Annotated in this window: 21 protein-coding genes; 17 read left to right on the top strand and 4 right to left on the bottom strand. The window is 69.1% G+C overall.

What is annotated here, in order from left to right; translation table 11 throughout:
• The first annotated feature begins 6 nt into the window (after positions 1 to 6).
• The 7 genes from KIK09_RS48420 (at position 7) to KIK09_RS48390 (ending at position 6,852) form a co-directional block, all read left to right on the top strand.
• Complete coding sequence (locus tag KIK09_RS48420) at positions 7 to 1,059, top strand: sensor histidine kinase (RefSeq protein WP_214326344.1); 1,053 nt, start codon at positions 7 to 9, stop codon at positions 1,057 to 1,059.
• Positions 1,056 to 1,697, top strand: a complete 642-nt coding sequence (locus KIK09_RS48415) for a response regulator (RefSeq protein ID WP_214326343.1) — start codon at positions 1,056 to 1,058, stop codon at positions 1,695 to 1,697. Before KIK09_RS48420 ends, KIK09_RS48415 begins: the two co-directional genes overlap by 4 nt.
• Before the next feature lie 75 nt (positions 1,698 to 1,772).
• Complete coding sequence (locus tag KIK09_RS48410) at positions 1,773 to 3,644, top strand: multicopper oxidase family protein (protein WP_214326342.1); 1,872 nt, start codon at positions 1,773 to 1,775, stop codon at positions 3,642 to 3,644.
• A gap of 88 nt (positions 3,645 to 3,732) precedes the next feature.
• Positions 3,733 to 4,107, top strand: a complete 375-nt coding sequence (locus tag KIK09_RS48405) for a hypothetical protein (protein ID WP_250575006.1) — start codon at positions 3,733 to 3,735, stop codon at positions 4,105 to 4,107.
• Positions 4,108 to 4,112: 5 nt separating this feature from the next.
• Positions 4,113 to 5,291, top strand: a complete 1,179-nt coding sequence (locus tag KIK09_RS48400; RefSeq protein ID WP_250575005.1) for a sensor histidine kinase — start codon at positions 4,113 to 4,115, stop codon at positions 5,289 to 5,291.
• Positions 5,288 to 5,917 (top strand): response regulator, encoded by a 630-nt coding sequence (locus KIK09_RS48395; RefSeq protein ID WP_214326339.1) that lies wholly within the window; start codon positions 5,288 to 5,290, stop codon positions 5,915 to 5,917. Before KIK09_RS48400 ends, KIK09_RS48395 begins: the two co-directional genes overlap by 4 nt.
• Positions 5,917 to 6,852: a phosphotransferase enzyme family protein gene (locus KIK09_RS48390; protein WP_250575030.1), complete on the top strand. Its 936-nt coding sequence runs from the start codon at positions 5,917 to 5,919 to the stop codon at positions 6,850 to 6,852. The genes KIK09_RS48395 and KIK09_RS48390 overlap by 1 nt, the downstream gene beginning before the upstream one ends.
• Before the next feature lie 11 nt (positions 6,853 to 6,863).
• On the opposite strand, the gene KIK09_RS48385 is transcribed toward KIK09_RS48390, so the two are convergent.
• On the bottom strand, positions 6,864 to 7,613 hold the full coding sequence (locus KIK09_RS48385) for an SDR family NAD(P)-dependent oxidoreductase (RefSeq protein WP_214326337.1): 750 nt from the start codon (positions 7,611 to 7,613) through the stop codon (positions 6,864 to 6,866).
• Positions 7,614 to 7,694: 81 nt separating this feature from the next.
• Here KIK09_RS48385 and soxR point away from each other — a divergent pair, with 81 nt between their 5' ends.
• Positions 7,695 to 8,087 carry a redox-sensitive transcriptional activator SoxR gene (gene soxR, locus KIK09_RS48380; RefSeq protein ID WP_250575004.1) on the top strand — a complete coding sequence of 131 codons (393 nt, stop codon included), beginning with the start codon at positions 7,695 to 7,697 and terminating at the stop codon, positions 8,085 to 8,087.
• Positions 8,088 to 8,103: 16 nt separating this feature from the next.
• Here soxR and KIK09_RS48375 read toward each other — a convergent pair whose 3' ends face one another.
• Complete coding sequence (locus KIK09_RS48375; protein ID WP_214326336.1) at positions 8,104 to 8,823, bottom strand: GntR family transcriptional regulator; 720 nt, start codon at positions 8,821 to 8,823, stop codon at positions 8,104 to 8,106.
• A gap of 124 nt (positions 8,824 to 8,947) precedes the next feature.
• Between KIK09_RS48375 and KIK09_RS48370 the strand changes: the two genes are divergently transcribed.
• From KIK09_RS48370 to KIK09_RS48340, 7 genes are read left to right on the top strand one after another with little or no spacing between them, the layout of a single operon-like run.
• The gene (locus KIK09_RS48370) at positions 8,948 to 10,240 is read left to right on the top strand and encodes an ABC transporter substrate-binding protein (protein WP_214326335.1); all 1,293 of its coding nucleotides are present in this window, start codon (positions 8,948 to 8,950) and stop codon (positions 10,238 to 10,240) included.
• Positions 10,230 to 11,135: a carbohydrate ABC transporter permease gene (locus KIK09_RS48365; protein WP_214326334.1), complete on the top strand. Its 906-nt coding sequence runs from the start codon at positions 10,230 to 10,232 to the stop codon at positions 11,133 to 11,135. The genes KIK09_RS48370 and KIK09_RS48365 overlap by 11 nt, the downstream gene beginning before the upstream one ends.
• Positions 11,122 to 11,952, top strand: coding sequence for a carbohydrate ABC transporter permease (locus tag KIK09_RS48360; protein ID WP_214326333.1), 831 nt, complete (start codon positions 11,122 to 11,124; stop codon positions 11,950 to 11,952). Before KIK09_RS48365 ends, KIK09_RS48360 begins: the two co-directional genes overlap by 14 nt.
• Before the next feature lie 11 nt (positions 11,953 to 11,963).
• Entirely contained in the window at positions 11,964 to 12,887 is a 924-nt protein-coding gene (locus tag KIK09_RS48355; RefSeq protein WP_214326332.1) for a DUF4434 domain-containing protein, read from the top strand.
• On the top strand, positions 12,887 to 13,552 hold the full coding sequence (locus KIK09_RS48350) for an N-acetylmannosamine-6-phosphate 2-epimerase (RefSeq protein WP_214326331.1): 666 nt from the start codon (positions 12,887 to 12,889) through the stop codon (positions 13,550 to 13,552). The genes KIK09_RS48355 and KIK09_RS48350 overlap by 1 nt, the downstream gene beginning before the upstream one ends.
• Positions 13,549 to 14,406 carry an ROK family protein gene (locus tag KIK09_RS48345; RefSeq protein ID WP_214326330.1) on the top strand — a complete coding sequence of 286 codons (858 nt, stop codon included), beginning with the start codon at positions 13,549 to 13,551 and terminating at the stop codon, positions 14,404 to 14,406. The genes KIK09_RS48350 and KIK09_RS48345 overlap by 4 nt, the downstream gene beginning before the upstream one ends.
• Positions 14,382 to 16,562 (top strand): DUF4434 domain-containing protein, encoded by a 2,181-nt coding sequence (locus KIK09_RS48340; protein ID WP_214326329.1) that lies wholly within the window; start codon positions 14,382 to 14,384, stop codon positions 16,560 to 16,562. The genes KIK09_RS48345 and KIK09_RS48340 overlap by 25 nt, the downstream gene beginning before the upstream one ends.
• A 44-nt stretch (positions 16,563 to 16,606) precedes the next feature.
• Here KIK09_RS48340 and KIK09_RS48335 read toward each other — a convergent pair whose 3' ends face one another.
• Positions 16,607 to 17,329, bottom strand: a complete 723-nt coding sequence (locus KIK09_RS48335) for a DUF998 domain-containing protein (RefSeq protein WP_214326328.1) — start codon at positions 17,327 to 17,329, stop codon at positions 16,607 to 16,609.
• 232 nt (positions 17,330 to 17,561) lie between these two features.
• Here KIK09_RS48335 and KIK09_RS48330 point away from each other — a divergent pair, with 232 nt between their 5' ends.
• Positions 17,562 to 17,834 carry a hypothetical protein gene (locus KIK09_RS48330; protein WP_214326327.1) on the top strand — a complete coding sequence of 91 codons (273 nt, stop codon included), beginning with the start codon at positions 17,562 to 17,564 and terminating at the stop codon, positions 17,832 to 17,834.
• A gap of 367 nt (positions 17,835 to 18,201) precedes the next feature.
• Positions 18,202 to 18,618: a hypothetical protein gene (locus KIK09_RS48325; protein ID WP_214326326.1), complete on the top strand. Its 417-nt coding sequence runs from the start codon at positions 18,202 to 18,204 to the stop codon at positions 18,616 to 18,618.
• Here the strand turns inward: KIK09_RS48325 and KIK09_RS48320 are convergent.
• Positions 18,550 to 20,460 (bottom strand): DNA/RNA helicase domain-containing protein, encoded by a 1,911-nt coding sequence (locus tag KIK09_RS48320; protein ID WP_214326325.1) that lies wholly within the window; start codon positions 20,458 to 20,460, stop codon positions 18,550 to 18,552. The two genes, KIK09_RS48325 and KIK09_RS48320, sit on opposite strands and share 69 nt — an antisense overlap.
• Positions 20,461 to 20,592 lie beyond the last annotated feature (132 nt).

Here is a 20,592-nt window from a genome sequence, read left to right as displayed (position 1 = left end):
CCCGTCATGAGGGTCCCCGCGATAGTCGCTGACGTCGCCATGGCGGGTGGGACGGCCGCCCTGGTGTCGGCTGCGATCGCCTCGGGGGTGGAGCCCGGCTCCCGGCCGAGCGACGTGTACGCCTACGGGCTGGCCTTGCTCATGGGCGGGCTGCTGCTGGTCCGGCGGCGGTGGCCGCTGAGTGTGCTGGTGGCCACCACGGTGGCGCTGCTCGTGTACTACAGCGTGGGATACGTGGGCATCGCGCCGGTGCTGCCGCTGGCGGGGGCGCTCTACAGCGCGGCCGAGGCGGGGCGGGTGCGCTGGACGATCCCGGTGATCGCCTTCTTCGTCGCCGCCGACGTGTACGTGCCGATGGTCAACCGGCACGAGCCGCCGCTGCCGCTGCTGACGTTCGTGGCCGAGCGGGCCCTGGCCCTGGTGGCGCTGGTGCTGCTCGGCGACACGGTCAGGAACCGCAGGCTGCGCCTGGTCAGGGAGACCGCCCGCCGCCTGGCCGAGGAGCGGCTGCGCATCGCCCGCGACGTGCACGACACCGTGGGCCAGTCGATCTCGGCCATCACGGTCCAGGCCGCGCTCGCCGACGACGTCATGGACCGCAGCCCCGACCGCGCGCACGAGGCGCTGCGGGAGATCCGCACGGCGGGCAAGCACGCCCTGACCGAGCTGCGCTGCGTGATCGACATGATCAGGAACGGCGAGCAGCGCCCGATCGGCGGCCTGCTGGAGGCGGCGGAGAAGGCGGGCCTGCGCGTGGAGTCGGCGGTCCCCGACGGCCCGCTGCCCGTGGGGGCCTACCGGATCGTGCAGGAGTCGCTGACCAACGTGATCAGGCACGCCCGCGCGAGCACGGTGTCGGTCGAGATCCGCCGCGAGCCGGGACACCTGCTGATCGACGTGACCGACGACGGGCGCGGCGGCGCGGCGGTCCCGGGCAACGGCATCGCCGGGATGACCGAGAGAGCGGCGGCGCTCGGCGGCGAGCTGACCGCGGGACCCGCGCCGGGCGGCGGGTTCCTGGTGCGCGCCAGGCTGCCCGTCCGGGAGGGTGAACCATGACGGTCAGGGTGCTGCTGGCCGACGACCAGCGCCTGGTGCGGGCCGGGTTCCGCGGCCTGCTCGACGCCACCGGCGATATCGAGGTGGTGGGGGAGGCCGCCGACGGCGCGCAGGCCGTGGCCCTGGTCAGGCAGTTCGCGCCGGACGTGGTGCTGATGGACATCAGGATGCCGGGCATGGACGGCCTGGAGGCCACCCGCCTGGTCACCGCCATGGGCGCCAGGGTCGTCGTGCTCACCACGTTCGACCTGGACGAGTACGTCTTCGAGGCGCTGCGCGCGGGCGCGAGCGGCTTTCTGACCAAGGACGTCGAGCCGGAGGACCTGCGGCAGGCGATCAGGGTCGTGGCCGGGGGAGAGGCGCTGCTCGCGCCGCGCATCACCGCCCGCCTGATCGCCGAGTTCGTCAGGCGTGACGCCCGCAGGCGGGCCGACCCCGAGCGGCTGGCCCGGCTGACCGAGCGGGAGCGGGAGGTGATGGCGCAGGTGGCCAGGGGGCTGAGCAACGAGGAGATCGCCCGCGAGCTGTACATGAGCCCGGCCACGGCCCGCACGCACGTCAGCCGCGCGATGATCAAGCTCGACGCGCGTGACCGGGCGCAGCTGGTCGTCATCGCCTACGAGATGGGGCTGGTCTGATACCGGGATTTACGTAGCAGGCCGTCGTCGCCGGACGGATTCGCGACCCCTGGTCTGGTTCGTAATGTCCGGGCCATGTGGGAGATCGCGACGAACTTCACCGAGGTGCTCGGCGCCGTGCTGGCGCTGCTGTGGGGGCTGGCCGCCCGCCGGCCGGGCCGGGTCCTGGTCGGGCTGGGGCTGGTGGCGGTGGTGGTCCAGGTGGTGCTCGTCGGGTTGACCTGGCCGACGGGGTGGGACTACGTGTCCAACCGGGTCGTGCTCGCGCTGCCGCTGATGCTGGCTCCCGCGGTCGCGGTGGTCGTGGTGAGCCTGCCCCGGTTGGAGCCACGCTGGCCCATTCATGCTGCCGCGGTGGGTGCGTTGCTCGACTTCTACGTGGTCTTCGTGGATCGGCCCGCTCCGCCGTACACGGTGAACGTGATCGTGTTGTGGGCGATCCTGCTCGGCGCGACGGGGCTGCTGTGGTGGCGGCAGGGCAGGATCAGGGCGCTGCCGGTGCTGGCGGTGGTGGTCGTGGTGCTCGGCGGGGCGGTCTTCTACCTGCAGCGCGCCAGCGTGCTGCCCGACCGGGTGGACATGGCCTCGATGACCGACCTCGACTGGGGCGGCGGGCCGGTGGGCATGGGGCACGAGCACGCGATGCGGAACGTGACCGACCTGACCGGGCCGAGCGAGCGGCCCGACGCGGCGTTCACGCTGGTGGCGCAGGAGAAGTGGATCACGCTGAGCTCGGGCGCGACGGTGGACGCGTGGACCTTCAACGGGCAGGTGCCGGGGCCCGAGCTCCGCGTCCACCAGGGCGACCTGGTGCAGGTCACGCTCGTCAACCAGTTGAAGTCCGAGGGGGTGACCGTGCACTGGCACGGCCTGGACGTGCCCAACGCCGAGGACGGCGTCGCGGGCGTCACCCAGGACGCGGTACGGCCGGGCGGTACCTACGTCTACCGCTTCCGCGCCACGCAGGCGGGCAGCTTCTGGTACCACACCCACCAGGACTCCTACCTGGCCGTCGACCGGGGACTGTTCGGGCCGCTGACCGTGCTGCCGCCGGAGGCCAAGGGGCTGGACATCCCGGTCATGGCCCACGAGTGGACCACGCCCCAGGGCGTCAGGACCGCCTTCGGCGCGTCGGACACGCTGCGGCGGGTGGCGGTCGCGCCGGGCACGCCGGTGCGGCTGCGGCTGATCAACACCAGCGACAACACCGTCTGGGGCGCCGCCGACAAGGACCCCCGCACCTTCGTGCTCACCGGCACGCCCTTCACGGTCGCCGCCATCGACGGCGCCGATCTCGTCGGGCCCACGCCGCTGACGGACGTGCGGCTGCCGATGGGCGTCGGCGGGCGCTACGACCTGACGTTCACCATGCCCGATCATCCCGTCCGGCTGACCGACCTGGCCGACCCCGGCGGCGGCCTGCTGCTCGGCGACGGGCCGGCGCCCGCGGTGCGTTCCGACCTGCCCGACTTCGATCCTGCCGGTTACGGCGCGGGTGTGCCCAGCCCGTTCAAGTCCTTCGACCGGCGCTTCAAGCTGATCCTCGACGACGGGCCCGCCTTCTACGACGGGTCGCTGAGCTTCCCCTCCACGATCAACAACCTGCTCTTCCCCGACACGCCCATGCTGATGGTCAGGCAGGGCGACGCCGTCGAGACCACCTTCGTCAACCGCGGCCACAACGACCACCCGATGCACCTGCACGGCCACCATGCCCTGGTGCTGTCGCGCAACGGCGTGCCGGTACGATCGTGGTGGACCGATTCGCTGGAGATTCTGCCCGGGCAGACCTACACGGTCGCCTTCCGCGCCGACAACCCCGGCGTGTGGATGGACCACTGCCACAATCTGAAGCACGCCTTCCAGGGGATGGTCATGCATCTGGCCTACGAGGGCGTGCACTCGCCCTTCCAAGTGGGCCACAAGACCATCAACCGGCCGGAGTAAATCAACCGATCGGTGGATCTTCGTCTCATCCTCCGGTCCCTGCGATCGGGCGATGTGCAGGTGGGGCCCCGGTTGCGAGGCTTCCTTCATGCGAACCGTGAAGCTCCTCGTCGGCGCCTACGTAGCGCTCAGCGTCCTCACCCTGGCCGCGATCGTCCTGCTGCGCAACAACCACACGATCGTGACCGACGCCGCGTGGGTGCGGGCGACCATCGTCGTCCTCAGCTCCCTGCTGACCCTGCTGTTCACCCGCCAGGCCGCCAGCGGCTCGCAGCGCGGCTTCCTCCGGCTGCGGATCGTCTCGGCCGCCATGCTGGTCGCCATCGCCGTCATCATCTGGCTTCCTGGCCTGTTCCCCCTCTGGCTGCGCATCGAGCAGGGCGTGTGCGGCCTCGCGCTGCTTGGCGTCGTCATTCTGGTGAACGGCAGGCAGCTGCGAGCCGAGTTCAGCCAGATACATTGATGGACATGGAGCGGCAGTGGCATCCGGTGTTCGCTATCGGGCCCTATGTGCTACTGGCGGTCCTGGTCGCTTACACCATGATCACGAAGTGGGCGGACGGGGCGTCCCTGCTGCTCGACCTGCTCCTGTGCGGCCTGGCAGCGGTGTCGATGCTCCTGGCCCGGCTCAAGCCGGTCTTCTTCTGGGCGCTGCTGGGGATCATGCTCGTCCTGGTGATCAGGGATCCCTGGTTCGGGTGCCTCACACCCGCCGGGTTCATCTATGCCTTCCGCGTGCTGCGCTGGCCGTGGGAGCTGGTCGGCGTGGCCGCCGTCGCCGTGATCGCGGGCACCGCGCAGGCCACCGCGGTGGACAAGAGCACGCTGTTCGGACTGCTGTCGTACATCGGGGTGCTGGCCGCGAACGTGGGCCCGATGTGTCTGTTCGCCTGGTTCCTCCAGCGCGGCGCCAAGCATGAGGAAGAGCGCGAGAGGACGATGCTGGAGCTCAGCGAGGCCAACCGCAGACTCGAGGCGACCCTGGCCGTCAACGCCGACCTGCACGAGCGGCTGCTGTCCCAGGCCAGGGAGGCCGGCGTGCTGGACGAGCGGCAGCGCATGGCGCGCGAGATCCACGACACCCTCGCCCAGGGCCTGATCGGGATCATCGCCCAGCTGCAGGCGGCCGAGCAGGCCACCGACGATCCCGCCGCCTGGCAGCGGCACCTCTCCCTGGCCACCGGGCTGGCCAGGGAGAGCCTGTCCGAGGCTCGCCGTTCCGTGCACGCGCTGCGGCCCGCGCCGCTGGAGACCGGCCGCCTGGCCGATGCCCTGTCCGGGGTCGCCGGCCGCTGGTCGGCCCTGCACGGGCTGGAGGTCGCGCTCACCACGACGGGCACGCCGCGGCCGATGCCGCCGGAGGTCGAGGTGGCGTTACTGCGCACCGCCCAGGAGGCGCTGGCCAACGTGGCCAAGCACGCCCAGGCCGGCCGGGTCGGGGTGACGCTGTCGTACATGGAGGACTCGGTGGCACTGGACGTGCGCGACGACGGCAAGGGATTCGATCCCGCCGACGGGTCCTCCGGCTTCGGTCTCATAGCGATGCGCCAGCGCGTCGAGGGTCTGTCCGGCACGCTCCAGATCGAGTCAGAACCCGGCGCGGGCACGGGAATCTCGGCCAGCGTCCCCGCGGAGGCACTGTTATGACCCGGATCAAGCTGCTCATCGTCGACGACCATCCCGTCGTGCGTGACGGGCTCGGCAGCATGCTGGCCCGCGACCCGGAGTTCGAGGTCGTCGGCGAGGCCGGCGACGGCGCCGAGGCCGTCCAGCTCGCCGAGACCCTGCACCCCGACGTCATCCTCATGGACCTGCGCATGCCCGGCATGGACGGCGTCGGCGCCATCACCGAACTGGCCGCCCGCGGCAACCCCGCGCGCGTCCTCGTCCTGACCACCTACGACACCGACAGCCACGTCGTGCCGGCCATCGAAGCGGGCGCCACCGGCTACCTCCTCAAGGACGCCCCCCGCCCCGACCTGCTGCGCGCCGTACGCTCCGCGGCCCGCGGCGAGGCGGTCCTGTCGCCCGCCGTCGCCGCCCGCCTCATGAACCGGGTCCGCACCCCCATCGCGAGCCCCCTCAGCCACCGCGAACTGGAAGTCCTCGAACTCGTCGCCGCGGGCACCACCAACCGCGAGGCGGCGACCCAACTCTTCATCACCGAGGCGACGGTCAAGACCCACCTGCTCAACATCTACGCCAAACTCGGCGTCAAGGACCGCGCCGCCGCCGTGGCCGAAGCCTTCAGCCGCGGCCTCCTCAAACCGTGATGGATCTCGACTTCGTGCGTGAGGCCTACGGCTGGCCCTCCGATGTCGTGGCGACCGAAGGGCCGCGCGGGGCGCTGGGGCGGATCTGGCGGGTGGAGGCCGGGGTGGCGCGGTACGCGCTCAAGGAGATCTTCTTCGAGCCGCCGTCCCCGGCGTTGATCGAGGCGGAGCTGGGGTTCGCGCGCAGGGCGGCCGCGGCCGGGGTGCGGATGCCGGGGGCCCATCCCTCTCGGGAGGGGCGGTATCTGGTCGAGATTCCCGGTGGGGCGTGGGTGCGGCTGTATGACTGGGTCGAGCTGCGGGCCGCCGCGGTCGAGCCGGAGGACGTCGGGGGGTTGCTGGCGCGGATGCATCGGTGTGCGCCCGCGCTCGGGCGGGAGGTCGAGGGCGGGCCGCCCGCCCGGTGGTACGACCGCGTCCCGGCGGGGCACGCATGGGCGGAGGCGGCCGAGTCGGACGCCGCGTGGGCGCCGAGGTTGAAGGAGCGGCTCGCCACGCTGCCAGAGCTGTGCGCGGCCGTCACGCCGGCGGATCCCGCCGGGTCGATTCTGTGCCACCGGGACCTGCACCCGGAGAACGTGCAGACCGATCCCGGCGGTGCGCTGGTGGTGCTCGACTGGGACAACCTCGGCCCGGCCGAACCCGGTAGAGAGCTCGGCCGGGCGCTGTTCGACTGGTTCGGGGACGACCTGGACGGCATGCGCCGCATGTACCAGGCCTACGTGCGCGACGGCGGGCCGGGGCGGATCGTCACGCTCGCGGACTTCACCATGATGCTGGCGTGCCGGTTGAACTTCCTGCTGGTCCAGACGCGCGCCGTACAGGATCCCGAGCATCGCGAGTTCGCCGAACGGGAGATCGACGAGGCGCTCGACACGCTGCCGACCCCGCGCCGCCTGACGGAGGCGCTGGCCACGCTGAGCTCACATCCCTGAAGGATGTGGACTCAGAGCAAGGTCCCGCCGGAGGCGTCCAGCCAGTGACCCGTCACCCAGCGGCTGTCGTCGGAGGCCAGGAAGGCCACCACGTCCGCGACGTCCTCGGGCGTCCCCACCCGCCCCATGGGCGACAGCGACGACACCCATGCCAGCGCCTCGCCGACGAGCCTGCCCTGATGCATGTCGGTGTCGATGACGCCGGGCGCCACGGTGTTGACCGTGATCGCCCGGGGCGCCAGTTGCTTGGCCAGCGTCGAGGTCAGCACGTCGAGCGCGCCCTTGGACATCGCGTAGCTGATGGACAGGGGCATCGCCGAGCCGCGGGTCAACATGGTGGAGACGTTGACGATCCGGCCGCCGTCACGCAGCCGGGGCAGCGCGAGCTTGGTGACGAAGAACGGAGCGGTCGCGTTGACCGCGAAGATCCGCTCGAACTGCTCCCTGGTCACGTGCTCGATGCCGGGCTCGTCGCTCAGGATCCCCGCGTTGTTGACCAGGATGTCCAGCCCGTCGGATCGGGCGTCGAACTCCTGCCACAGCCGCTCGGCGTCCCCGTCGTGGCCCAGCTCGGCCCGCAGCGTGAACGCCTCGCCACCCGCCTCCTCGATCGCCGCGACCGTCTCCTTCGCCGCCTGTTCGTTGCCGCCGTAGTGCACGGCGACGCGGGCGCCGTCGCGCGCCAGGCGCCGCGCGACTGCCCGTCCGATACCCCTGCTCGCCCCGGTGACGAGCGCGGTCTTGCCGATGAGTGCGTTCACGATGCCTTCCCGGTGGTGATGGTGCTTGCCGGGACCAGGCTCGGCGTTAAACCGCGGTTCAGGTCAAGCTAGGTTGGCGGCATGCTGGTTTCGGAGGAGCTGACCATCGGCGAGCTGTCCGCGCGCAGCGGCGTGCCCGCCTCCGCGCTGCGGTTCTACGAGCGCAAGGGGCTCATCGCCAGCCGCCGCACCGCGGGCAACCAGCGCCGCTACCACGACAGCACGCTGGGCCGGCTGGCGTTCATCCGCGCGTCCCAGGGCGTCGGCATCCCTCTGTCGGTGATCGAGGGCGTCCTGGAGTACGTCCCGCACGACGTGGCGCCGGGCAAGGAGGTGTGGCAGCGCGCGTCGGAATGCTGGAGCCGGGACATCGACGAGCGCATCGAGCGCCTGGAAGACGTCCGCGCCCGTTTCACCACCTGCGCCGGCTGTGGCTGCCTGTCCTTCGCCGAATGCCGCCTGGTCAGCCCCTGAATCCAGGCTCGGGGGATCAGGCGCGTTCGATGGCGATCTGGTAGGAGTAGCGGTCGCCGCGGTAGAGGGACTTGGCCACCTCGATGGCGCGGCCGCGCTGGTCGAAGGCGGTCCGCTCGACCAGGAGGGCGGGGGAGAGCGGCATCGTCTGCAGCAGCTCCGCCTCCTCGGGCTCCAGGACGGTGGCGCGGATCGTCTGGTCGGCCCGCTCGGGGCGGATGCGGTACTGCGACTCCATCAACGCGTACAGCGAGCCGTCCAGCGGCAGGTCGAGCAGGCCGGGCGCCAGCGCGAGCGGTACGTGGGACGTCTCCAGGCACATGGGGGTGTTGTCCGCCATCCTGACGCGGCGGATGCGCGCGACCGGATCCGCCGGGCTGATCGACAGTGCGAACCCGATGCGCGCCCCGGCAGGCACCTCCACGGCGTCGAGCAGCCGGGACCCGGGCGCCAGCCCACGGCTGTGCATGTCCTCGGTGAACGAGGTGAAGTCGATCGTCTTGGTGATCGGCCGCTCGCTGACGAACGTGCCCGCTCCCTGCACGCGGAAGACCAGGCGGTCGCTCTCCAGCCGGTCGATGGCCCGCCGTACCGTGAGCCTGCTGACCCCGAACGCCTCGGCCAGGTCGCGCTCGGTCGGCAGCTTGTCGCCGGGCCGGAGCTGATTGCTGATCAGGCGGTAGAGGTGCTCCTTGAGCTGATCGGTCTTGGTCGGTTGCCGTGGAGCCGTTGCCAAGCCGTTTTGGTCCACACCAATCACCGAGCTCTCAGGTCGTCGTCCGCCTCTTTCCCGCCAACCATACGGCATCTTGACGCTACTTTCGAGATTGGGCTATACCAATAGCAACGTGGAGGTGGACATGATGCGACCATTCCCCCGCGCTCTCGGCGCGGTCGCAGGGTTAACACTGGTAGCGGTGACGGCGGCGTGCGGCAGCTCTTCATCCGATGAAGGAAAGGGCGGCCCAATACAGATCACGTTCTCGTACCTGTGGGGCGGGCCCGAAGCCCAGGCGCTGGAAAAGATCATCGCCGAGTTCAACGCCGGCCAGAAGAAGATCGTGGTCAAGGGCGTGTCCAGCCCCGACTTCCAGAAGCAGCTGGCCTCGATGTCGGGCTCCAAGGGAGCCTTCGACATCTCGGACAACTTCGGCAACGGTGTCGGCTCCTGGGCGGCCAAGGGCATCCTCGAACCGCTCGACGACTACCTGGCCAAGGACGGTGTCGACACCTCCGACTTCGTGCCCGCCGCCCTGCAGCAGATGAAGTACGAGGGCAAGACCTACTCGCTGCCCATCGCCGTGCACTCCTACCAGCTGCTCTACAACAAGAAGCTGTTCGCGGACGCCGGCATCGACCAGCCGCCCAAGACCACCGAGGAGTGGGCCGCCGCGATCGCCAAGCTCACCAAGACCGACGGCGCGGGCAACCTCACCCAGCTCGGCCTGGGCAACCCTGACAGCGGCAGCACGTTCTCGACGCTGGCCTACCAGTTCGGCGGCGACTGGTTCGACGGCTCGGGCAAGGCGACCCCCACCAACCCGGGCAACCTGGCGGCGCTGAAGTTCTACACCGACAACGTCACCGCCAAGTACGGCGCCGACAAGGTGCTCAAGTTCACCTCCGGCTTCGGCGAGTACGCCTCGCCGCAGAACCCGTTCTACATCGGCAAGGTCGCGATGGTGATCGACGGCGAGTGGCAGCCGCGGTTCATCGCGCAGAACGCCCCCAAGCTCGAGTGGGGGGTGGCGGCGCTGCCGTACCCCTCGTCCCAGCCGCAGCTGGAGGGCACCACGCAGCTGACGGCGAGCACGCTGTTCATCCCGCGCAACTCCGCGCACAAGCAGGAGGCGTGGGAGTTCATGAAGTTCATGATGGACAAGAAGGCGATGCTCGACTTCACCTACGCGTTGGGCAACCTGCCGTCGCGGCTGTCGCTGCTGGACGACCCCAAGTTCGCCGACATCCCGCAGTTCAAGAACTGGCTGGACGCGCTGAAGTCGAAGAACGTCAAGGTGCAGGCCAGCACGCCGTGGGCGCAGCAGTACAGCACCGACCTGAACGCGGCCTTCGACCAGGTGCTCCGCGGCACGGCGGCGCCGGACAAGGCGCTGGCCGACGTGGCGGGCAAGGCCGGGTCCTATGCGCGTTAGCACGAAGCGACGCCAGCTCCTGCTGGGGCTGGCGTTCGCCTCGCCGTGGCTGCTCGGCTTCTGCCTGCTGATCGCGGGCCCGATCCTGGCATCTGCGGTCTACAGCCTGACCGACTTCAACCTCTTCCAGGAGCCGAACTTCGTCGGGCTGGACAACTACCGCGAGATGCTCGGCGACGAGCGGTTCTGGACCAGCCTGGCCAACACCGCCTATCTCACGCTGATCGGCGTGCCGCTCAGCCTGATCCTGTCGCTGGCCTGCGCGATGCTGCTCAACCTGCCGCTGCGCGGCCAGCCGCTGTTCCGCGCCGTGGTCTACCTGCCGACGATCCTGCCGATCGTGGTCACCACCTACGTCTGGCGCTGGCTGATGAACGCCCAGTACGGCTACGTCAACAAGGCCATCGGCTGGCTCGGCGTGGAAGGCCCCGCCTGGCTGGAGGACCCGACCTGGACCAGGCCCGCGATCCTGCTCATGGGGATCTGGGGCATCGGCAGCAGCACGGTCATCTACCTGGCGGCGCTGCGCGACGTGCCGCGCGAGTACTACGAGGCGGCCGAGGTCGACGGCGCCGGATGGTGGGCCCGCTTCCGCAGGATCACCGTGCCCATGCTCACGCCTGTGACGCTCTTCCAGCTCATCACCGGGGTCATCGCCTACCTGCAGATCTTCACCCAGCCGTTCCTGATCGCGCAGACCAGGATGAACCAGGCCTCCGGGGGTCCCGGCGATTCGCTGCTGACGTACTCGATGTACCTGTTCCAGAACGCCTTCGTGCACCTCAAGATGGGCTACGCCTCGGCCATGGCCTGGGTGCTGTTCGTCGGCACGATGGCGATCACCGCGGTGATCATCCTGTCGTCCCGCAGGTGGGTGCACTATGGCCTCCGTTAGCGCGGTACGGCCGGCCGTCCGCGGCTACACCGGGCTGGCGATCATGGCGACCGCGTTCCTGCTGCCGTTCGTCGTGATGGTGGCGACCTCGTTCAAGTCGCCGCAGGACGTCTTCGCCTTCCCGCCCCGGCTGCTGCCCCAGCACTGGGTGAGCGACAACTACGCCGAGGCCACGCGGGTCATGCCGTTCTGGCGCTACCTGCTGAACACGGTGTGGCTGTGCGCGGTGACGATGGCCGGCTCGGTGCTGTCGTGCCCGCTGGTCGCCTACGCGCTGTCCAAGCTGCGCTGGCGCGGGCGTGGGGTGGTCTTCTTCCTGGTCGTGGCGACCATGATGCTGCCGCCCCAGGTCACGCTGATCCCCGTCTACCTGGTGTGGAACAAGCTGGGGCTGGCGGGCACGTACTGGCCGCTGGTGGTGCCCAGCTTCCTCGGCACGCCGTTCTTCATCTTCCTGCTGCGGCAGTTCCTCATGAACGTGCCCGACGAGCTGCTCGAGGCCGCCCGCATCGACGGGGCCTCGGAGTTCGCCATCTACTGGCGGCTGGTGCTGCCGCTCACCCGGCCCGCGCTCATCACCGTGGCGGTGTTCCAGTTCGTCTGGACCTGGACCGACTTCCTGTCGCCGCTCATCTACCTCAACGACACCAGCCAGTACACGCTCTCGATCGGGCTCTACAACTTCTTCTCCGAGCATGGGGTGGCGTGGGGGCCGCTCATGGCGGCCTGCCTGATGTTCGCCGCGCCTGCTCTGGTGATCTTCGTGCTGGGACAGCGCTACTTCGTCGACGGCATCGCGACCAGCGGCCTCAAATAAAGGGATATTTCATGACATACAAGAAGATAACTGGCACGTTTATCGATGAGATCACCGTGGACATCCCGTCGCAGAACTGGGGTCCGCAGGAGTGGGAGCGCGAGTTCGACACCTTCGCCGAGGCCGGGCTCGACACCGTGGTGCTCATCAGGGCGGGCTGCGGCGAACGGCTGGCCTGCCCGTCCAAGGCGGTCTCCGACCGGGTCGCGACGTTGCCGGTGTACGTCGACCTCGTGCGCCTCTTCCTCGACCTTTCCGAGGCCCGCGGCATCGGCTTCTACCTGGGTCTGTATGACTCCAACCACTTCTGGTACCGCCACGACTGGCGTACCGAGGTGGAGATCAACCGGGCCTTCATCGCCGAGATGTGGGAACGCTACGGCGACTCGCCCGCCTTCCGCGGCTGGTACCTGCCGCACGAGACCACCGACTCCAGCCTGCGCATCCTGGACATCAACACCACCCTGGCCGAGCAGGCCAAATCCTCGACCGGCCTGCCTGTGCTGATCTCTCCCTATTACATGGGACGCAAGGACATCGCCGGCGCCCAGCCTGTCCGCACCCCCGAGGAGCACCGGCGGATCTGGGAGGAGATCTTCGGCCGCTACCAGGGGCTGGTCGACGCCTGCGCCTTTCAGGACGCCACCACCGACCTGCTGCAGCTCGAGGAGTACACCAAGGCCACCGTCGAGGCCGCGCGCGGCACCGGGATCGCGATCTGGTCCAACGCCGAGACCTTCGACCGCGACATGCCGATCCGCTTCCCGCCCACCGACTGGCGGAAGCTGGCGCACCGGCTCGACACCGTCCAGCCGTACGTCGACAAGATCATCACCTTCGAGTTCCCGCACTTCATGAGCCCCAACTCGATGTGGCCGTCGGCGCAGGCGCTCTACCGGCGCTACCAGGACCTGATCGCGGACCGGACCCGGTGATGGGGGTTCTGGAAGCCATCCGTGACGGGCTCGTCGTCTCCTGCCAGGCGCCCGAGGGGCATCCGCTGCGCCGTACCTCTGTCATCGCGCTGCTGGCCGAGTGCGCCGAGCGCGGGGGAGCCGTGGGGGTGCGGATCAACCATCCCGACGACGTGCGCGCGGCCAAGGCCCTGGTGCGGGTGCCCGTCATCGGGCTGACCAAGGTGGCGCGGCCCGAGGCGCGTCCCCTGATCACTCCCACGCTGGAGCTGGCCTCGGAGTTGGTCGCGGCGGGGGCCGACCTGGTCGCCGTCGAGGCCACCTCCTCTGCATCCCTTGTCAAGCTCGTCCGTGCGGAACTGGGCGTGCCGGTCATGGCCGACGTCTCGACCCTCGACGAGGGGTTACGGGCCTGGGACTTCGGGGCTTCCCTGGTGTCCACGACACTGTCCGGCTACACGGCCGAATCCCCCTGCGCAGGGGACGAACCCGATCTGGAGCTGGTGGAACGGCTCGCCTCGCACGGCGTCCGCACCGTGGCGGAGGGGCGGTTGCGCACCCCGGAGCATGTCGCGACCGCCTTCGCCGCAGGGGCCTGGAGTGTGGTCATCGGCGGTGCGGTGACCGATCCGCTGGCCATCACCCAGCGGCTCGTCGCGGCGACGCCTTTAGGACATTTGCTATGAAAGCCGTGCTCGGCGTGGACATCGGCGGCACCAAGATCGCCGCAGGGCTGGTGTCGCCTTCCGGGGAACTGCTGTCGTCCCGCGTCATCGCCACCCCCGCCGCCGACGTGCTCGATCATGCCGTACGGCTGGCGCGCTCGCTGCTCACCGACGGCGTCGTGGCATGCGGAGTGGGAAGCGCCGGGACCATCTCCGCCTCCGGGATCGTCACCCACGCCACGGACGCCCTGCCCGGATGGGCGGGCACCGACCTGCTCGGGGCGTTCTCGGCTGCTCTCGACCTCCCTGTCCGGGTGGTCAACGACGTGCACGCCTGGGCCGAGGGGGAGTCCAGGTTCGGTGCCGCCGCCGGGGCCACGTCCGCGCTGGTGGTGACCGTCGGGACGGGGATCGGCGGGGCCTTCGTCGTGGATGGACGGGTCCTGCCGGGAGGTGCTCTTGGACACCTGTGGGTGGGCGGAGACCGGCGATGCCCCTGCGGTCGGGTCGGGCACGTGGAGGCCTATGCGTCAGGGCCTGCTCTCCTGGCGGAGTACCTGCGCCGTGGCGGTCAAGGCTCCTTGGAAGGGCCGGTCGCCGACGAGGTGGTCCGTGAGGCGGCGACCCTGCTCGGGCGTGCGCTGGGCGGGCTGGCCTCGACGCTCGAACCGGCCGTGATCGTGATCGGCGGCGGCGTGACCGGGTTGGGCTCACGCTTCCTGGACCCGCTGTCGGCCGCTCTGCGCGCCGAGGCCCTTCCCGGGCCTGATCGCGTCCCGATCCGGCTCGCATCCCTTGGTTCCGCGGGTGGGGTGATCGGCGCCGCATCCTTATGGAAGGGAGAAGTCCCATGCTCGTACGGAGAACACTCTTAGCCCTGGCCGTGGTGGTGGCCTGCGCGATCGGGATCCCGTCGCCTCCAGCCTCGGCCGACACCGACCTCCTCCTCGGCAAGACGTACACCGCCTCGGTGGCCGCCAGTGCGTCCTACCCCGACAGTGGCGGCGAACTCACCGACGGAGCCCACGCCGCCGCCCTCCTGGCCGACCCCGCCTGGCAGGGCCGCAATGGCGCGACCAGCTACCAGTTCACCGCCGACCTCGGCACCGCGTCGTCGATCACGTCCCACACGGCCACCTTCTTCAAGTACACCGGCGCCGGCGTCTACCTGCCCACCCAGGTCGCCTTCCAGGACTCGCTCGACGGCGCGACCTGGTCCACGGCCTGTACCGTCTCGGCGCAAACCGCTCCGGACGTCTCGGCCAAGGCGTACGCCTGCACGCCCGGGACGCCGCGCACCGCCCGCTTCGTCCGCATGATCGTCACCAGCACCCCGGCCACCTGGAGCTTCGTCGACGACTGGGCGGCCATGGGCACGTCGTCGTGCGGGACCTCGCCCCGGTTCGCCGGCTCCTTCCTCCAGCCCGACCTCGGGGACACCTGGAACACCGGCCAGTGGGCCACGGAGCTGGGGTACCTGAACCGCGCCTGCATCACCGATCTGGCCCTGCAGTGGACGGCCGACAGCAAGACCAAGACCACCGTCTACCCCTCAGGCCTGACCGGCTACACCCAGTCGACCACCACCGACGTCGTCTCGCGCGCCCTGACGGCCGCCGACAACGCGGGCATCAAGGTCTACCTCGGCCTCCAGGTCAACAACGACTGGTGGCAGAAGTACGCCAGTGACAGCGCCTGGCTCAACGCCGAAGCGACCACGGCCAACGCCCTGGCCGACGACCTGTGGTCCAAGTACGGCACGCACCCCTCGCTGGCCGGCTGGTACCTGTCCTTCGAGGTCGACAACTGGAACTTCACCACCCAGGCCAGCTGGGACGCCATGGCCGGCTTCTACTCCACGGTCGCCAACCACCTGCACCCCAAGCCCATCGTCGTCTCCCCCTTCTTCAACACCGCGGGCGGCCTGACGTCGGCTCAGTGGCAGTCCATGTGGACCTCGATCCTGACGACGAGCCCCATCGACGTCATCGCCCTCCAGGACGGCGTGGGCGCGGGCCACGCCGTCACCTCACAGCTCTCGACCTGGTTCACCGCCACCAAGAACGCCATCACCGCCGCCCGCCCCGCGACCCAGCTGTGGGCCGACACGGAGACGTTCAACCTGGACTTCAAGCCCATGGGCGTCAAGGACTTCGTCGCCGACATGCAGGCCGTCCAGTCCTCGGTGTCGCGCTACTGGAGCTTCGCCTACGACCACTACCAGAGCCCCATGCAGGTCGACCCGGCCTACGACCAGACCTACCGCGACTACCTGACCTCGGGCGTGGTCGAATCCACCCCGCCCGCCACCCCTACGGGTTTGACGGCCACAGCCATCAACCCGCTGACAGTGAACCTCTCCTGGACAGGCCCCTCGGACGCGGTCGGCTACCGGCTCACCCGCAACGGCACCCTCGTCAAGACCCTGTACGGCACGGCCACGACCTTCACCGACTCCGGCCTGGACCCCTCAACCGCCTACACCTACTCGATCGCCGCTTTCGACGCGGCAGGCAACGTCTCCGGCTCCAGCGGTACGGCCTCGGCCACCACCCCCGCGGCCCCCAACAACCCCATCAACCTGGCCTCCGCCAAGCCCTACACGTCATCCATGCCCGCGGACGCCTCCTACCCGGACACCGGCACCGCTGAGCTGACGAACGGCACCTACGGCACCACGTCCTACGGCGACGCCGCCTGGCAAGGCAGGAACACCGCCTCGCCGTACTCCTTCACCGTCGACCTGGGCACGACCAAACTCATCAAGGAACTCTCGAGCGACTGGCTCCAGGTCAAGGGCGTCTACATCTTCCTCCCCTCATCCATCACCTACGCCCTCTCAACCAACGGCACCTCATTCACCACGGCAGGAACCGTAACCGCCCCCGCAGTCGGCTCAACCGACCAGTCCCACAAGTACCGCCTACTGGGCCTGAACACCTCCGCCCGCTACATCAAAATCACGGCAACCCCGGCCAGCAGCGCCTGGTCCTTCACCGACGAAATAGAAGCCCGCACCGACACCCCATAGATGCATCCTGCTGACGGCCGGGCACCCCCGGCCGTCAGCAGGCCTCACTCCGGCCTTGTGTCATGGCTCTGCCGCAGCAGCCGTGTTGCCAGCAGCGTGAGCCAGAGCCATCCGCTGGTAATCGCGATTCGTTGGAAGAGTCCGCCGTAGGCGACCAGCGATGGGTTCTGGCTGAAGGCCAGGGTGGCCAGGATGAATGTGGTCAGGAACGCCGCTCCGGTGAGTGCTGAGTAGATGGCCCAGCTGGGCTGTCGTAGTCGGGCGAACCGGATGGCGAAGACGATGCATGCCGCGAAGAGGGCGATGAAGCCTGGCAGGGAGATGAGGTCGTGCAGCTCTGCGGCCAGGTTGGTGTACTCCGCTCGCATGGCGGCGGTTCCCGGTGGATAGCCGCTGACCGGGTCGGTGGTGAAGATGCCTGCACCGATGAGCATGACGGCCCAGGCTCCTACCAGGATCGGTCCCCACAGGGTGCCTCGGGTGGTGCCGCCTTCCGCCTTGAGTGCTTGCCGTACTCCGAATGCGAAGGCGAGTGTCAGGAGTCCGGCGACGATGAAGTTCGCCGTCTGGGTCCAGCCGTACTCGCCGAGTGCCAGCGAGCTGACGGGATGACGTAGCGGGTTGTAGTGGCCGCGCGTGGCGCCCTCGATGAGAAACGCGACCACGAACAACGGCCCTGCGACTACCCCGCAGCGCAGTAACCACTTCGCCGGCCTGCCCTTGGAGCCCGGCCTTGGCGCCGGGTTGGGTGGGATCAGAGTCTTCATGTTTGTCAGGCTAGACTGACACGCGAATCGGTGTCAATCTAGCCTGACAAGACTTGGCGCATGATCGCGCCCTGGGGTGGACGGACTTGAACGCCGGAAGAAAGAACTACGCCCTGGCTGGGGGCGATGACCTGCGCGGGAGCCTACTTTCTGTCACTGTGTGCTCACGCAATGGGGCCTCGGCGGGACTGCGGCGGGGATCCCCTCCCTCGTGCCACAGAGGAAGGAACACGTGGACGTAGAGGCGCAGATCCTCGACCTGCTGTCGCGGGTGCAGACGCTTGAAGGGAGCGTTCGTGCCGGCGACAGCAGCATGGCCACGGTAATCGGCATCGCCCAACTGATGACCGACATCTCCGAGATGCGGACCGAACTAAGACAGGACCTCGGAGCCCTCAGCGACGAGTTGGCAGGCCTCCGAAGACACATGAACGAGCAGCTCAACTCCATCCTGTCCGAGCTGCAACAGAAACCCGACCCTCTCGAACCCGAACCGATCAACTAACCCCAAAGAATCCCCATCCAGCGTCAGGCTCATCGCACTGAGCCTGACGCGGTACGAGCACGCCCCAGCGGCGGCGGGGAGGTGCCTGAGCTCAACCCGCGCATCTCATGCTGGGGATATACCTGCATTTACTCGGCCTGCGACAGCGTGCCGCCCGACACGGGCCGCATAGTCCCGTCGGCCCTGGTCGCGACCAGGATGTGACCGTTCGGTCTGGAGAGGGCAGTCGGAGCGAAGTCCGATCTCACCTCGTGCGACAAACGCATCATCTGGCGCGTAAGCAACAACACATGCCATGACTGGACGAAGGATTGTCGCATTACGCGCCAAATGAGACGATTGGTGTGAGATGTCGACGGATATCACGGTGATTCTTAACGATCAACCCGGTGAGCTCGCTCGGCTAGGGGAGGCCACCGGGCAGTTCGGTGTGAACATCCAAGGGTTCGCGGCCTTCACCGGCGATGGAAAAGGCCTTGTCCACGTCCTCGTCGACGACGCGAGCGTGGACAGATGCAGGCAGGCTCTCGATGCCGCCGGAATGGGAATCGCCGACGAGCGGCCCGTCCTGGTGGTGAACGTCGAGGACCGGCCGGGGACGCTGGGCGAGCTGGCCCGCCAACTCGCCGACGCCAACGTCAACATCGAACTCGCCTACACCACGTTCGGCGGCGTGAAGATCGTCATCGCCACCGACGACATGGAGAGCGCACTCTCAGCCCTCGACTGGCCGGTCGTACGCCACGACGCCACGCCGCCCAACATCTGGGACCAGCCCGCCTGATCTGAGGAAGTCCCGTAGCTCGGGGTCCACCGCGTAGATCACGGTCCCCCGCATGCCGCGGGTGAGCAGAACCTTGTACACGTTCCGAACCAGTTGGTCGAAGTCACTGTCCGGGACGGACTTGCGGCTCATGAAGGCGGGATCCTTGTTCTCGTTGCGCACCGTGACCAGCCGTCCGTCGCGGACGGTCAGGTCGGGGCCCAGGATGACCCCGTTCCAGTCGTACTCGAAGCCCTGGGCGGTGTAGATGCAGCCGACCTGGCCGAAACCGTTCGGCTCGCTGGCCCACAGCATGCTCGGCGGATGGTCGCCCACGGCGCGGTCCTTCTTGACGTTCCACGGCCGGGCCCAGTCGCCGATGACGACGTCGTTGACCAGGGTGTCGTCGGGCCGCGGATCGCTCCACGGCCAGCAGAAACCGGCCGTCATGCGCGCCGTCCCGTCCTGCGCGCGCAGAAAGGCCTCGAGCTCGTACGGCGAGCCGGCGACCCGTACCTCGAAGTCCTCGTCCCCCTCCCAGACCGTGGGCCCGCCCTCGGCCAGGCCCAGCAGGCGCAGCACCCACTGCTCGTACGTGCGGCTGCCACCGCAGCGGAACTGTTCGTCGAGGGCGACGAAGCGGACGTCGTACCCCTTCGCCCGGGCGTAGCGTTCGATGCTCGCCACGGTGCCGAGTTCGCCCGGCCGTACCATCTGGTGTTCGTCCAGCAGGAAGACCGGCACCCGCGCCGCGGACAGCAACTCGTCGAGCTGGCTGCGTCCCGTGCGCCTGGCGGCGGGGGTGAAGCGGTTGGTGGAGGTTTCGCGGATGCGGTGGGCTTCGTCGCAGATCAGCACGTCCAGGCCGTTCTGCTCGGCGTCGGTGAAGCTGTTGAAGTACCGGAAGAGGTTCTTGATCCGGGTGCTGCCCCGGCCGGGATAGCGGCGCATGGTCTGGGTGAAGGACTGCGAGCCGGTGGCGTGCAGCGCCGTACGGCCCTGCCTGTACAGCTCGCCGAGCAGGGACAGCGCGATGACGCTCTTGCCGCTGCCCGGGCCGCCGGTGACGATGACGATCTGCTTGGAGTCGGCGCGGCGTGCCCGGTCGACGGCGCCCATGACCAGCTCGTAGGCGACCTGCTGGCCGTCGAGCAGGGTGAACTGCTCGCGCTCGCGGATCTCCTTGGCGGCGTAGGTCATGAGCTGCTTGCTCGGCGCGACCGCGCTGCGCAACAGACGGTCGGCCGCGTCGGCGCCCGGCTTGTCGGACAGGCGCTCGCTCAGGTAGCGCAGGAACTCGCCGCGCCGCTGCTTGGTGAACAGCCGGCCGCGCTCGTCCCTGACCTGCTCCGCCAGCCCGTCGACGTCCAGGTCCATGGCGTTGTGCAGGTACGCCGCGCCGTACACGTTGTCGGCCTTGCCGTGGAAGATCCCGAGGAAGTCGCGCAGGTACTCGCAGTAACGCCGCACCTGCTCGGCCGGGTGCAGCCGCTCGCCGCCCGGCATGCCGTCGACGATCACCAGGTGCTCGCCCAGCTCGGACGGCTCGGCGCGGCTCCACTGCTTGAGCTCGACCACGACGTAGGAGTCCTCGCCCGTCCGCGGATGCACCCCGGCCAGGACCACGTCGGCCCGCTTGCTGGTCAGGGGCAGCTTGTACTCCACGAGCATCTCGACCCTGTGCAGCCCCGCGTCGGCCAGATCACGGGCGAGGGCCGGCAGGCTGCGCTGCCAGGACCTGATCTCCGAGGGCGAGGGGCGGCGGCCGGTGGTGGCGCGCACGTGCTCGGCGATCACCTCCGCCAGGGCGGCCTCGTTGGGAGACGCGAGCAGGTTCTCGACAGACAGCCGCAGCGCCGTCACAGACTTCCCCCAGGCAGCACGAGATAGCTCGTGCGGGTGGGGGCGTATCCGCTGTCCAGCACGGAAGCCCGTCGGGCCGCATCACATGGTCATCAAAGATTAGTCATGGTGCTTTACCCGCGAAAGGCGAGC

Source organism: Nonomuraea sediminis (genome assembly GCF_018531495.1).
Classification (GTDB): Bacteria; Actinomycetota; Actinomycetes; order Streptosporangiales; family Streptosporangiaceae; genus Nonomuraea; species Nonomuraea sediminis.
This window is presented reverse-complemented; position numbering and strand designations above follow the sequence as displayed.

Bases quoted from the DNA above. Each gene is read 5' to 3' on its own strand.
- KIK09_RS48420 (WP_214326344.1), top strand. From the start codon at position 7: ATGAGGGTCCCCGCGATAGTCGCTGACGTCGCCATGGCGGGTGGGACG.
- KIK09_RS48415 (WP_214326343.1), top strand. From the start codon at position 1,056: ATGACGGTCAGGGTGCTGCTGGCCGACGACCAGCGCCTGGTGCGGGCC.
- KIK09_RS48410 (WP_214326342.1), top strand. From the start codon at position 1,773: ATGTGGGAGATCGCGACGAACTTCACCGAGGTGCTCGGCGCCGTGCTG.
- KIK09_RS48405 (WP_250575006.1), top strand. From the start codon at position 3,733: ATGCGAACCGTGAAGCTCCTCGTCGGCGCCTACGTAGCGCTCAGCGTC.
- KIK09_RS48400 (WP_250575005.1), top strand. From the start codon at position 4,113: ATGGAGCGGCAGTGGCATCCGGTGTTCGCTATCGGGCCCTATGTGCTA.
- KIK09_RS48395 (WP_214326339.1), top strand. From the start codon at position 5,288: ATGACCCGGATCAAGCTGCTCATCGTCGACGACCATCCCGTCGTGCGT.
- KIK09_RS48390 (WP_250575030.1), top strand. From the start codon at position 5,917: ATGGATCTCGACTTCGTGCGTGAGGCCTACGGCTGGCCCTCCGATGTC.
- soxR (WP_250575004.1), top strand. From the start codon at position 7,695: ATGCTGGTTTCGGAGGAGCTGACCATCGGCGAGCTGTCCGCGCGCAGC.
- KIK09_RS48370 (WP_214326335.1), top strand. From the start codon at position 8,948: ATGATGCGACCATTCCCCCGCGCTCTCGGCGCGGTCGCAGGGTTAACA.
- KIK09_RS48365 (WP_214326334.1), top strand. From the start codon at position 10,230: ATGCGCGTTAGCACGAAGCGACGCCAGCTCCTGCTGGGGCTGGCGTTC.
- KIK09_RS48360 (WP_214326333.1), top strand. From the start codon at position 11,122: ATGGCCTCCGTTAGCGCGGTACGGCCGGCCGTCCGCGGCTACACCGGG.
- KIK09_RS48355 (WP_214326332.1), top strand. From the start codon at position 11,964: ATGACATACAAGAAGATAACTGGCACGTTTATCGATGAGATCACCGTG.
- KIK09_RS48350 (WP_214326331.1), top strand. From the start codon at position 12,887: ATGGGGGTTCTGGAAGCCATCCGTGACGGGCTCGTCGTCTCCTGCCAG.
- KIK09_RS48345 (WP_214326330.1), top strand. From the start codon at position 13,549: ATGAAAGCCGTGCTCGGCGTGGACATCGGCGGCACCAAGATCGCCGCA.
- KIK09_RS48340 (WP_214326329.1), top strand. From the start codon at position 14,382: ATGCTCGTACGGAGAACACTCTTAGCCCTGGCCGTGGTGGTGGCCTGC.
- KIK09_RS48335 (WP_214326328.1), bottom strand. From the start codon at position 17,329: ATGAAGACTCTGATCCCACCCAACCCGGCGCCAAGGCCGGGCTCCAAG.